Genomic DNA, 12836 nt, shown 5'->3' with positions numbered 1-12836 from the left:
TAAATGAAAATTGCAGTAGTAGGTTCGGGAATATCAGGATTAAGCTCAGCTTACTATTTATCAAAAAAACATAAAGTTGATTTGTTTGAAAAGCAGGATCGTTTTGGTGGTCATTCTTATACATTGGATGTTAAATACAATGATAAAGAAAAAGTTGCCGTTGATATTGGTTTTATGGTTTTTAATAAAATCACATACCCAAATTTAATTAATTTTTTTAAAGAAAATGAGATTGAAATTGAAGAAAGTGACATGTCATTTTCAGTCAATGTTAAAGAAACCAATATCGAATATTGTGGCAAAGGTTTAAATGGTATTTTTTCAAACAAATTAAATTTATTTAATTATAAATTTGTAAAAATGATTTTTGAAATAATTAATTTTTACAAAAGGTGTGAAAAATTAGATCCTAATACACTTGAAAATAACATTACACTTGGAGAATATTTGCAAAAAATCAAAAAAACTAATTTCTTCATAGATTATCACATAATACCAATGGTTTCAGCGATATGGTCAATGCCACCATATGAGGCATCGCAAATGCCATTATCATTCTTTTTAAATTTTTTTAAAAATCATGGATTGTTTAAACTTAAAAACAGACCTCAGTGGTTCACAGTATCTAATAGAAGTAAAACTTATGTTAATAAAATTTTATCTAATATAAGTGGAGAATATTATAAAAATTATGAAATCAATAAAATCGTAAGAGGTGACAACAGGGTAAAGGTTTATTATGGATCAGAACATGAATTTTTTACTTATGACAAAGTTGTACTAGCTTCTCATGCTGATGAGAGTTTAAAGATCATCTCGGATGCTTCTGATCAAGAAAAACAAATATTAAATAATTTTAAATATAGAAAAAATATTGCAATAATTCACTCTGATGAAAGCTCAATGCCAAATAATAAAAAAGCATGGTGTTCATGGAATTCATCATTAGATCCAAATAATAAAGAGAATTCATCAGTTACTTATTGGTTAAATCAATTACAAAATTTAAAGATTAATCAAAATATTTTTTTAACAATAAATCCTTTTTTTAAAATTGACTCTAATAAGATTTATAATGAGATAGATTTTGCTCATCCATATTATGATGAAAATGCATTAAAAAATCAGTCAAAATTAAATTCTATTCAGAATGTTAACAATACTTTATTTGTAGGAAGTTATTTTGGTTATGGATTTCATGAAGACGGCATAAAATCTTCAATTGAAATGCTAAAAACTTTAAATGATTAATTCATCTATATATAACGGGCAGGTAATACACAAAAGGTTTAAACCAAAGATTCATTATTTTAAATATAATGTTTTTTCATTATTAATAGATCTTTCTGAATTGGAAACACTACATAATAAAGTTAATTTTTTTTCATATAATAAGATTAATTTAATTAGCTTTTATGACAAAGATCATGGTGAAAGAAATGGATCTTCATTGGTAGAATGGGTACATAATAATTTAAAAAAAAATAATATTTCTACTGACAATATAAAAATTAAGATTTTATGTTATCCAAGAATTTTTGGTTTTGTTTTCAATCCTTTAAGTGTTTTTTATGTTTATGATTTAAAAGATCAATTAATTTCAATTTTATATGAAGTTAAAAATACATTTGGCGAACAACATACTTATATATTTCGAGTAGAAAAGGATGCTAATTTAATACAAAATAATTGCTCTAAAAAATTTCATGTATCTCCATTTATTGAAATGAATTGTAATTATTTTTTTCGACTATTAAAACCAGGAAATAAAATATCAGTTATAATTGATCAGTATGATGCTCAAGATAAAATTTTATATGCCTCACAAGATGGAATTAGGTCAGATTTTAATACAAAATGTTTAATTAAATCATATTTAAAACATCCAATGATGACTTTTAAGATCATCCTAGCGATACATTATGAAGCGTTTAAATTATGGACAAAAGGAATTAAGTTCATAAAAAAAAAAATTAAAACTAACAATAATATAACAATTGAAAATTAATGTTACTTTACAGCGTTGCAGATAAAATAGTTTTTAGTATTCTTAAAAGAATAAATGTTGGATCTTTAGAAATCTCAACTTTTTCTGGTGAAGTATTAAAATTTGGCAATCCAAATGATAAACTAAAGGCTAATTTAAAAATTAAAACTCCTGCATTAAATTATAATTTAATCAAAGGAGGAAGTATTGGATTTGCTGAATGCTATATGAGAGATGAATTTGAAACTGATAATTTATCTGATTTAATTGAATTAACTGCAAGAAATATTAATATTGTACATAAATTTGCTGGTTTATTAGATTTAAAATTTTTAAATTTTATTAAAAATAGATTTATTAAAAATACAAAAAATAGAAGTAAGGTAAATATTGCTAAACATTATGATCTTGGAAACGATTTTTTCTCTCTTTGGCTAGACAAAACTCTCACATATTCAAGTGCAATATTTGATGATCAAAATATAAATTTGTCTGATGCACAAAATAACAAGTACCAAAAGTTAATTAATTTAATTCAGCCCAGCAATGGGGATAAAGTTTTAGAAATTGGTTGTGGTTGGGGTGGTTTTGCAGAGTATCTAGGTAAAAATTATGACGTTAAATTGGATTGCATTACTATCTCAAAGAGACAATTTGAATATGCAAAAGAAAGAATTCATAATTGTGGTTTGAATGAAAAGGTTAATATAGAAATTAAAGATTATCGAGACTTAAAAGGAAAATATGACTCCATAGCATCAATTGAAATGATTGAAGCTGTGGGTCAAAATTACTTAGAGAGCTATTTCAAAACAATCAAACATAATCTCTCTGACGGAGGCATGGCTGCTATTCAAGCTATTACCATAGATGATAGTTTGTTTGATAGGTATAAAAATAAACAAGATTTCATTCAAAAATATATTTTTCCAGGTGGGTTTTTACCTAATAAAAATACTATTAATAAACTTGTGTCTAATAATGGATTAACTGTGAACTCGTATGTTTCTTATGCGGACCATTATGCAGATACATTAGCTTTATGGAGAGATGAATTTAATAAAAAATGGGATTTGATTAAAAACCAAGGTTTTGATTTAACTTTTAAACGAATGTGGGAGTTTTACCTTTCGTATTGTGAAGCCGGTTTTAAATCAAAAAATATTGATTTAATTCAATTTTCACTTCAAAATAAATAATACATAGAGGAGATACAAATGCGTCATTTAAATATTATTAGATCAATTTCATTGATAATTTCATTATTCTTAATTACAAGTTGTTCAAATAATAGCGCAATGAAACCAGAAGATTTTAAAAATAAAGAACCAAGATTAATAATTGAAGAATATTTAACAGGAAATGTAAAAGCCTGGGGTGTTCTCCAGAATAGATCTGGTAAAGTAACAAGACAATTCTCTGCCGACCTAGATGGAACTTGGGATGGTAAGCAATTAATTTTAAAAGAAAAATTTAATTGGGATGATGGAGAAGTACAAAATAGAGAATGGACTATCAACAAGATAGATGAAAATAATTATGAAGGTACTGCAGGAGATGTTGTTGGTAAAGCAATAGGATACTCTTATGGACCTGCATTTAAATTTGAATATGTTCTATTAGTACCTGTCAAAGGCAAAGAAATGAAGATCACATTTGATGATTGGATTTTTAAGCAAGATGACAGAGTTGCAATTAACAGAGCTACAATGACAAAGTTTGGATTTAAAGTGGCTGAGTTAACTGTAGTTTTTGTAAAAGATTAGTAATCTATTTTTTTCATACCTTTTGAAACAAGTTTAAAATACAAACTACTAGGTAGTAATTGTAAAAATTTCAAAAAATACGTAAAAGCTTTTGGAAAATGTATTTCAAAACTTTTTTTCACAGTTAACCCTTTATATATTTCATTCGCTGCAAATTCTGGTGATTTAATCATTGGCATTGGAAAATCATTTTGATCTGTCATTGGGGTTTTAATAAAACCAGGGCTAACAAGTGAAACTCGCACATTTTTCATTTGCATATCAAAATTTAAACTTTCTGCAAAACTAGTAAGTGCAGCTTTTGAAGCACAATATGCTCCAGCAGCAGGTAAACCTCGATAGCCAGCTACAGAAGAAATTATTGATATTTGACCATTTTTTTTTTCAGAAAAATAATCATAGATAGAGTTTATAGAATTCATTGTTCCAAAATAATTTACTTCCATAATTTGTCTTATTTTGTCTAAATTAAACTTTTTTTCTGATTTTGGATCATGCATTCCAGTGCCAAATAAACAAATATCAATATTTTTAAATTGATTAATTATGTTTGTTGCAACTGTTTTACATTTATCAATATCTGTAACATCTAGCGCAAAGGGATAAATATTTTCATTAATTTCTCTAAGTTCATTTAACAAATTTTCTCGTCTTGCAGATACGGCAACTATCCACCCATTTTTTGCAAATTCAATTGCAACAGCTTTACCTATTCCACTGCTTGCACCAGTTATCCAAATAACTTTTTTTTCTTCCATAATTTATTGTATAATAGATATGTGTTAAAAAACAAATTCATATCATTCTTACTTTTTAGTTTAGTTACATTTTCAGCTTCTTTCATTGGAGGCTTAGCGACAATTAGCTTTAAAGAACCATGGTACTCATTGTTAAATAAACCAGTGTTCAATCCTCCAGATTGGATATTTGCACCTGTTTGGACAACACTATATTTGATGATGACAATTGCAATATGGGTTTTTTGGCACAACAAAAACCGAGATATGAATACTGTTTATATTTATTTCATCCATCTGGTTTTTAATACAACTTGGAGTATAGTTTTTTTTGTATTTCATAACATGTTATTAGCTTTATTTGTGCTGATAATACTAATTAGCCTAATCGTTATTCTTATTATTAGATTTAATCGTGTCAACATAGCAAGTTCCTATTTAATGATTCCTTATATACTTTGGTGCAGTTTTGCTTTGATTTTAAATTTTAGTTTAATAATATTAAATTGAATATGGATGATGTTGTAATAATTGGTGGTGGTATAATAGGGGCTGCAAGTGCTTATTTTTTATCTAAAGAAGGTAGAAAAGTAAAAGTAATAGAAAGAGATCCAACTTATAAAACAGCTTCGTTTCCATTATCATTAGGTGGTTTTAGAAGACAATTTTATCAGAAAGAAAATATTTTACTTGGTAAATTTGCAAGAGAATTTATTTATCAAATTCCTGATCTTTTAAAAACAGAAAAGAATCCCAATCCAACTGCTAGCATGGTAACCAATGGCTATTTATTAATGTTTGGCCCTGAGCATGCAGAAGAACAATATAGAGCTCTCGAAAATCATAAGGTTTGTGAAGCTGGAACTAAAAATATTAAAGGTTCTGAGTTATTAAAAGTATTTCCCTATATAAATAGTGAAGGGATAGAAACAGCTACTTATACAGACAATCAAAGTGAAGGATGGATTGATCCATTTATGTTTCATGGAGCGTTAAAAAGCAAAGCTATAGAATTAGGAGCTGAATTTATAAAGGGAGAAGTAAAAAGTATCTCTGAAATTAAAGCTAACACCATAATATCAGCTGCTGGATGTTGGACTAAAAAATTACTTGATGATATCCCTGTTGTCCCACAAAAACATACTGTTTTTAGGGTAAAGTGTCCAAAATATATTAAAGAAATGCCTTTAACAGGCGATTTAACAACAGGCGTTTATTGGAGACCAGAGGGTGGCGAGTATCTTGCTGGTTCACCTAATTCAGTATTTGATGCAGAAGATTTGGAGCCAGCATGGAATGATTTTGAAGAGTTAGTTTGGCCTGCCTTAGCTAAAAGAATACCTGCATTTGAAGAATTAAAACTAACTGGTGGTTGGGCAGGTTACTATGATTGTAATAAGTTAGATAACAATGCTGTAGTTGGCAAACATCCAAAATATGAAAATGTATATATGGCATCTGGATTTACGGGTAGAGGTTTAATGCAAGCACCTGGAATTGGAAGAGCTTTAACAGAATTAATTACCACAGGCTCATATCAAACAATTGATATTAGTGATTTTGCTGTTGAAAGAGTTCTTGGAAATAGCGCAAGACCAGAGCCATACGTATTATAAATTAAGTTCCACAAAAAGTCTGATAATTTTTATCATTTGATGGTGACTTATAATCTTCAATATCAATTTGCTCATTATAAGGATTACTCAATTTTGATAATAATTTATTCATTACCTCTAAATTATCTTCATTAGCGGCTGTTAAGGCTTCTTCGACTTTATGATTTCTTGGAATAATAACAGGGTTAGAATTTTTCATAAGTTCCAAAGATTTTTCTTTTGAACCATCATCTTTAAAAATTCTGTTTTGCCATTCTTTGCACCACTTTATAAAATACTCATCTTTATATATTTGGTCATTAATTTTGACATTCATTAGATAACAAAATGTATTTGTATAATCTGCTTTATTTTTCTCCATCCAATTTAATAAATTATTAATTAGCTTTTTATCATTTATATCATTTCCATATAAACCAAGTTTATCTCTCATCATATTTAACCATTTTTGTTCATATATATTTTGAAAGTTATCAATAGTCTCAGTTGCTAAAGTAATTGCGGTATCCTCATCTTTATTGATTAGTGGTATTAGACATTCAGCAAATCTTGCTAAATTCCATTTGGTAATAGGAGGTTGATTTGAGAATGAATATCTGCCAAATTTATCAATAGAGCTAAAAACTGTTTTAGGATCATATTGATTCATAAATGCACAAGGACCATAATCAATCGTTTCACCTGAGATTGTCATATTATCTGTGTTCATTACCCCATGAACAAAACCTACACGCATCCAATCAACAACTAACTTACATTGTTTTTCCATTACAAGATTAAGTAAATCTAAAGCCCTATTATTTGATGATTTAATCTCTGGGTAATGTCTTTCTATTGTGTAATTAACTAAGGTATTTAAATCATCTAAATTTTGTTTAGCTGAAATGTATTGAAAAGTACCAACACGAATATGACTTGACGCAATTCTGGTTAGGATTGCCCCTGGCAATAAATTTTCTCTTACAACCTTTTCACCAGTTTTTACTACTGCAAGACTTCTAGTCGTTGGGATTTTTAATGCGTGAATTGCTTCACTAATTATATACTCTCTTAACATAGGACCTAAAACAGCACGACCATCCCCAGTCCTTGAAAAGGATGTTCGGCCAGAACCTTTGAATTGAACATCAAAACGCTTGTTATTACTTGTAATATGTTCACCTAAAAGAACAGCTCTTCCATCTCCAAGCATAGTAAAGTGACCAAATTGATGGCCAGCATAAGCTTGTGCAATAGTTTTGATATCTTTTGGTATTTTGTTTCCAGAAAAAATTTCAGATAGATCTTTTCTAGAAATTTTTGAAAAATTTAAATCTAAATCATTAGCTAAATTATCATTTATGATTACAAGCTCAGGATTATGAACAGGTGTTGGTTTAATTTCTTCTTTAAAAGTATTTGATAGTCTTGAATAGGTGTTATCAAAATGCCAACCAATGGTCATTTTATTTATTTTATTTCAGCCTGATTTTCTTTTGGTTGTACTTCAGTTTTAAATTGATTTGAAATCTTCTGAACTTGCACTGATGAGACTTTATATTCAGCACACATTGTTTCTTCATCTTTTCCATGTCCGGTAACCATGTTAACCATATGTTCTGGAAAGTGGAAAGTTGTAAATACAATACCTTGTTTAACTTTGTCTGTAACTTCTACTTTCAAAGCAACTTCACCTCTACCTGAATATAATCTTCCAATATCACCTGTATTCAAATCTCTTTCTACAGCATCTTTAGGATGAACTAATAAAACATCCTCTTTAACAATATTTATATTGCTTGTTCGTCTAGTCATAGTTGCAGCATTGTAATGCTGTAGAACTCGACTGGTTGTTAAGATTAATGGATAATCTTTTTTATTAGTTTCAATTTCTGTGGACTCTTTCCAATCAAAATTTTTAAGTTGCCCTTTTCCTATTTTGAATGTCTCCGTGTGTAGTATTTGGGTATCTGTTCCATCTTCTTGAACAGGCCATTGTAATCCTAATTTTCCAAGTCTTTCTCTTGTAACACCTTTAAAGAATGGTACTACATCAGCAATTTCAGATAAAACTTGATCAGCATCATATGTTGGTTGATCAAAACCTAATTTTTGCATCATATCGGTTACAATAACTCCATCAGGTTTTGTTCCTGGTAGAGGTTCAACTGCTCTATTAACTCTTTGAATTCTTCTCTCTGTATTTGTGAAAGTTCCATCTTTTTCTAAGAATGTTGTTCCAGGCAAAACTACAGTTGCAAGTTTCGCTGTTTCACTCATAAAAATTTCCTGCACAACTAATAATTCTAGTGAGTTCATTGCTTCAACTACATGTGCACTATTAGGATCAGTTTGAACTATATCTTCACCAATAATCCATAAGCCTTTTAATTCTTTATCAATTGCTGCTTCAAACATTTGTGGAATTTTAAGACCTGGTTTTGTTGGGTGTGTTACACCATATTTTTCAGTATAAAATTTTTGGTTTTTTTCATCAGCCACTTCAAAGTATCCTGCACCTTGATGAGGTTGACATCCCATATCCGCTGCACCTTGAACATTATTTTGTCCTCTTAGTGGATTTACACCCACACCTCTTCTTCCAATATTTCCTGTAATCATTGCAAGATCGGCGATTAACATTACTGTTTTTGAACCTTGTTCATGCTCTGTTACCCCTAAACCATGAAATTCCATTGAGTTTTGTGCTGTTGCGTATGCAATTGCAGCTTCTTTGACCATTTGTTTATCAACACCAGCGACTTTAGCCAACTGATCTACATCTTGCTTTTCAATTTCTTTAATAAAATTATCAAACCCTTCGGTTCGGTCTCTTACAAAATCAACATTATATAATTTAGATTTAATAATGAAATGTAGCATCATATTAAGAACAGCAACATTGGTACCTGGTCTTAGTTTAATATGGTAATCAGCAAGTTTAGCAAGTTCAGTAGTAATTGGATCTAATACAATTAATTTTTTACCCTTCATTGCTTGTTGTTTAATCTTAGCACCGGTAACAGGGTGAGCATTAGTTGGGTTTGCTCCAATTACTAAAAATAAATCTGCATAATAAATGTCATCAGTAGAATTAGTTGCAGCGCCTGTTCCAAATGTTTGTTGCATTCCCCATGCAGTAGGTGAATGACAAATTCTTGCACAACAATCAACACTGTTAGTTCCAACAGCAGCTCTTATCATTTTTTGAAAAACATAGTTTTCTTCGTTAGTACATCTTGCAGAAGAAATACCAGCAAAAGCATCAGGGCCACTATCTTTTACAATTCTATTCATTTCTTTTTTTATAAAGTCATAAGCTTCATCCCAACTTGCTTCTTCAAATTTTCCATTTTTTTTAATCAAAGGTGTTTTTAATCTGTCAGGATGATCATAAAAACTAAATGCGTATCTTCCTTTAATACAAGTGTGACCTGCGTTAACTTCTGTTTCTTTAGGAGTGTCAATTGCAACAACCTTATTATCTTTGATGGAAGCTTCTAGATTACAGCCTACACCACAATAAGAACAAGTCGTTCTAACTTTTTTATCTACATCTGCTGATTTTGATTTGAAAACATCAGAGATGGCATCAGTTGGGCAAGTGTGAGCACAAGCGCCACAAGACACACAAGAAGAGTCTCCGAACATCATATCATTGTCTGTAGTGATTCTAGACTCAAAGCCTCTACCACTCATTGTTAAAACAAATGATCCTTGAATTTCATCACAAGCACGTACACATCTTCCACAATTAATACAATTATCTAAGTTCATTCTCATATAATCATGAGAAGTGTCTCTTGGAATTCCTTTATGCTGTTTTGGACTGTTATATCTGTGATCAGAAACGCCTAAATCATTTGCAACAGTTTGTAGTTCACAATTATTATTAACCTCACAACTGTCACATTCCATAGGATGATCAGTTAAAACTAATTCAACAATATTTTTTCTAAGACTTGTTAAAGCATCATTGGATGTAAAGATGTGTTGATTTTCAGCAACAGGAGTATGACATGATGCAACAATTTTTGTTGGACCATCTTTCTCTAAAGCAACTTCTACAGAACAAACACGGCAAGCACCGTAAGGAGCTAAATTAGGATCATCACAAAGTGTAGGAACTTTTTTTTCACCAACATAGCTTTTGACGAATTTAAGAATAGACGTATGATTGGCACCAATTTCGTATGGTTTTCCATCAATATATGCAATTTTTCTTTTTTCAGAACTCATTAATTATCCTTAACCATATCATTTTTCATTTCGTCCCCAAAGTACTTAAGGATGTTCATTATTGGAGTAGGGATAGCTCCACAAAGTGCACATAAGCAACCCTTTTGCATAGTAACAAGCAATTCATTAAGTAATTTAAGGGGTATTTTAGCTGTTTTTTTCTTTGCTTGATCAAACATCTCTTTACCTCTGTATGATCCAAGTCTACCTGGAAAACATTTTCCACAAGACTCTTCTGCAGAAAATTCAAATAAATGATGAATGTATTCTGACATTGAGAAATCTTTTGGAATACTAACTACACTTGCATGTCCTAGCATAAAACCCTTAGCAGTAAATTCTTGAAAATCTAAATTTAAATTATCTATCTCACTTATCGGAACAACACCACCAAGAGGGCCACCAACTTGAAACGCTTTAATTGGTTCTTTGTATCCACCACCAATTTCATTAAATATTTTACTCATAGGAGTTCCCATATCAATTTCATAAACACCTGGATTATTAAAAAAACTATCAAGACAAACTAATTTTGTTCCAGCAGATTTTTTATTTCCTATTGCTGAAAATTTTTCAGATCCATTTATCAAAATTCCAGTTGCGGCTGCTAATGACTCAACATTGTTTACCACGGTAGGTTTTTTGTATAAACCCTCTGTTACTGGGAAGGGTGGTCTAACATCTACCTCGGCACGTCTTCCTTCTATTGATGCAATCAAAGCAGTTTCCTCTCCGCAAATATAAGCACCTTGCCCAATACAAATTCCCAAATCAAAAGAAAAATCTGTTCCCAAGATATTTTCACCAAGTAGACCTAATTTTTTAAGTTCATTTATACTTCCATTAATAGCTTCTATTGATTTTGGATATTCACCCCTAATATACAAAACTCCTTCATCACTTCCAATAACTAGTCCACAAATAACCATACCAAAAATAACTTTGAGAGGTTGATCTTCTAGCAAGTATCTATCTGAGAATGCTCCAGAGTCTCCTTCATCAGCATTACAGATAACATATTTTTTTTCTCCTTTTGCTTTACTGCAAAAATCCCATTTCATTCCTGTAGGGAAGCCTGCACCACCTCTTCCAGTTAAGTTAGAGTCTAACAAAGATTTAACTATTTCTTTTTTATCTGTTTTTAAAAACTTATTTAACTGATCTTTAAATTGATCTGCTGATGAAAGTTTATCGTCCATTAAAAAACTTGTTGTAGCGAAACTTTTTGAGAAGAATTTTTCTTGTTTAACATCTTCACCTTTCAAGATTTGATCAATTTTTTCAATATCTTTTCCTGCATAATTTTCACCATCATAATGAAAGGCATTATTTTCATAGCAATGACCCAAGCAAAACATTTCACCAACTTTATCATTTCCAAGTTTTTCTTTTAAAGTATCCTTTAACTTGTCTTGAGTACCAGCACACATACATGCACTTCCATTACAAACGAATGCTTTTTTCTCTCTATGAGAAGGTCTTAAAAATTCGTAAAAAGATTCTGCGCCATGAAGTGTTGAAACACCTAAATTATGCTCTTTAGCAATTTCTTTAATATCTTTAGGAGAGTCACTTAGTGTATTCTCCGAAATCTGTTTGAACAGGTTATCTTTTAAACCTATTCTTCCTGATAAATTGCTTATATTTTTTGACACAAATACCCTTTTTTTTTAACCCACAATAACTTTTTTGTTATTTGTGTAAATATTAAAACTGTCCCTCTTTACGAAACCAATGAGGGTCATGTCAAATTTATTCGCTAAATCAATAGCAAGACTAGTTGGCGCACCAACCCCAATCATTATACCAATATTGGTCATTAAAACCTTTTGAACCAATTCAAAATTAAGTCGACCTGAACATGTTATAAATTGTGACTTTGGATCTAACTGTTGATTAACTAATACACTTCCTACGAGTTTATCTAGAGCATTGTGTCTTCCAACATCTTCTCTTAATTCAACTAAATCACCATTAGAAGTAAAAAGACCACTAGCATGTATACCACCCGTTTTGCTAAACTCAGACTGATTATCCCTTAACGTGTTTGGTGATTGTATGACGACTTCCTCTGAAATTTGAGGTTCAGATGAGTTTGTTTTATCTTTTTTAATTATCTCAAGCGCATCTAAAGATGATTTACCACAAACACCACAGGAAGAATTAGTTAAAAAATCTCTTTTAATTTTAGAAATATTCACGTTCTCAGAATTATTAAGAGTTGCCAAAATTTTATTTTGAATATTATATTGTCCTACTTTTTCTCCATAACTTTCTACTGAGTTAATATCTTCAATCTTTTTAATTATTTGTTCATTAAATAAAAAACCCCTGACTAAATCTTCATCGTTACCAGGAGTTCTCATAGTTATAGATAAATTTTGCGTAATCCAATCGTTTTGTTTTTTAAATTTTAAAGAAATTTCTAATGGTTCTTCAATTGAAACTAAATCTTCAACTTGTTCAAATTTTCCTGAATTAAATTTTAAAATTTTATATTTTGAGCTCATGA

The 12836-nt window shown here is 30.1% G+C and carries 11 protein-coding genes; 6 read left to right on the top strand and 5 right to left on the bottom strand.

The window, feature by feature from the left end:
- Positions 1-3: 3 nt before the first annotated feature.
- Genes ACIJYA_RS05025 through ACIJYA_RS05010 form a run of 4 tightly spaced genes read left to right on the top strand, consistent with a single transcriptional unit; the run spans position 4 to position 3753 of the window.
- Positions 4-1251: an NAD(P)/FAD-dependent oxidoreductase gene (locus tag ACIJYA_RS05025; RefSeq protein ID WP_435087710.1), complete on the top strand. Its 1248-nt coding sequence runs from the start codon at positions 4-6 to the stop codon at positions 1249-1251.
- A complete protein-coding gene (locus tag ACIJYA_RS05020) occupies positions 1244-2008 on the top strand; it encodes a DUF1365 domain-containing protein (protein ID WP_435087709.1) in 765 nt (254 codons plus the stop codon). Before ACIJYA_RS05025 ends, ACIJYA_RS05020 begins: the two co-directional genes overlap by 8 nt.
- On the top strand, positions 2008-3186 hold the full coding sequence (locus ACIJYA_RS05015) for a class I SAM-dependent methyltransferase (RefSeq protein WP_435087707.1): 1179 nt from the start codon (positions 2008-2010) through the stop codon (positions 3184-3186). The genes ACIJYA_RS05020 and ACIJYA_RS05015 overlap by 1 nt, the downstream gene beginning before the upstream one ends.
- Positions 3187-3204: 18 nt before the next feature.
- Positions 3205-3753 (top strand): DUF3833 domain-containing protein, encoded by a 549-nt coding sequence (locus ACIJYA_RS05010; RefSeq protein WP_435087706.1) that lies wholly within the window; start codon positions 3205-3207, stop codon positions 3751-3753.
- On the opposite strand, the gene ACIJYA_RS05005 is transcribed toward ACIJYA_RS05010, so the two are convergent.
- Complete coding sequence (locus ACIJYA_RS05005; protein WP_435087704.1) at positions 3750-4511, bottom strand: SDR family NAD(P)-dependent oxidoreductase; 762 nt, start codon at positions 4509-4511, stop codon at positions 3750-3752. The genes ACIJYA_RS05010 and ACIJYA_RS05005 overlap by 4 nt on opposite strands.
- 21 nt (positions 4512-4532) lie before the next feature.
- Here ACIJYA_RS05005 and ACIJYA_RS05000 point away from each other — a divergent pair, with 21 nt between their 5' ends.
- Together ACIJYA_RS05000 and ACIJYA_RS04995 are read left to right on the top strand one after the other, a co-directional pair.
- Complete coding sequence (locus ACIJYA_RS05000; protein WP_435087702.1) at positions 4533-5000, top strand: TspO/MBR family protein; 468 nt, start codon at positions 4533-4535, stop codon at positions 4998-5000.
- A 2-nt stretch (positions 5001-5002) separates the two neighbouring features.
- On the top strand, positions 5003-6106 hold the full coding sequence (locus ACIJYA_RS04995; RefSeq protein WP_435087700.1) for an NAD(P)/FAD-dependent oxidoreductase: 1104 nt from the start codon (positions 5003-5005) through the stop codon (positions 6104-6106).
- Between the two features lies 1 nt (position 6107).
- On the opposite strand, the gene ACIJYA_RS04990 is transcribed toward ACIJYA_RS04995, so the two are convergent.
- The 4 genes from ACIJYA_RS04990 to fdhD are packed head-to-tail and all read right to left on the bottom strand — an operon-like array spanning position 6108 to position 12834.
- Positions 6108-7550, bottom strand: coding sequence for a protein adenylyltransferase SelO (locus ACIJYA_RS04990; RefSeq protein ID WP_435087699.1), 1443 nt, complete (start codon positions 7548-7550; stop codon positions 6108-6110).
- A 5-nt stretch (positions 7551-7555) separates the two neighbouring features.
- Complete coding sequence (gene fdhF, locus ACIJYA_RS04985; protein WP_435087697.1) at positions 7556-10324, bottom strand: formate dehydrogenase subunit alpha; 2769 nt, start codon at positions 10322-10324, stop codon at positions 7556-7558.
- A complete protein-coding gene (locus ACIJYA_RS04980; protein WP_435087696.1) occupies positions 10324-11979 on the bottom strand; it encodes an NADH-ubiquinone oxidoreductase-F iron-sulfur binding region domain-containing protein in 1656 nt (551 codons plus the stop codon). Before ACIJYA_RS04980 ends, fdhF begins: the two co-directional genes overlap by 1 nt.
- A 15-nt stretch (positions 11980-11994) precedes the next feature.
- On the bottom strand, positions 11995-12834 hold the full coding sequence (gene fdhD / locus ACIJYA_RS04975) for a formate dehydrogenase accessory sulfurtransferase FdhD (protein ID WP_435087695.1): 840 nt from the start codon (positions 12832-12834) through the stop codon (positions 11995-11997).
- Positions 12835-12836: the final 2 nt, after the last annotated feature.

Source organism: Candidatus Pelagibacter bacterium nBUS_29, from assembly GCF_051200905.1.
In the GTDB taxonomy this organism is placed as follows: Bacteria; Pseudomonadota; Alphaproteobacteria; order Pelagibacterales; family Pelagibacteraceae; genus Pelagibacter.
Note: the sequence above shows the minus strand (reverse complement) of the source record. Positions and strands in the feature narration are given on the sequence as shown.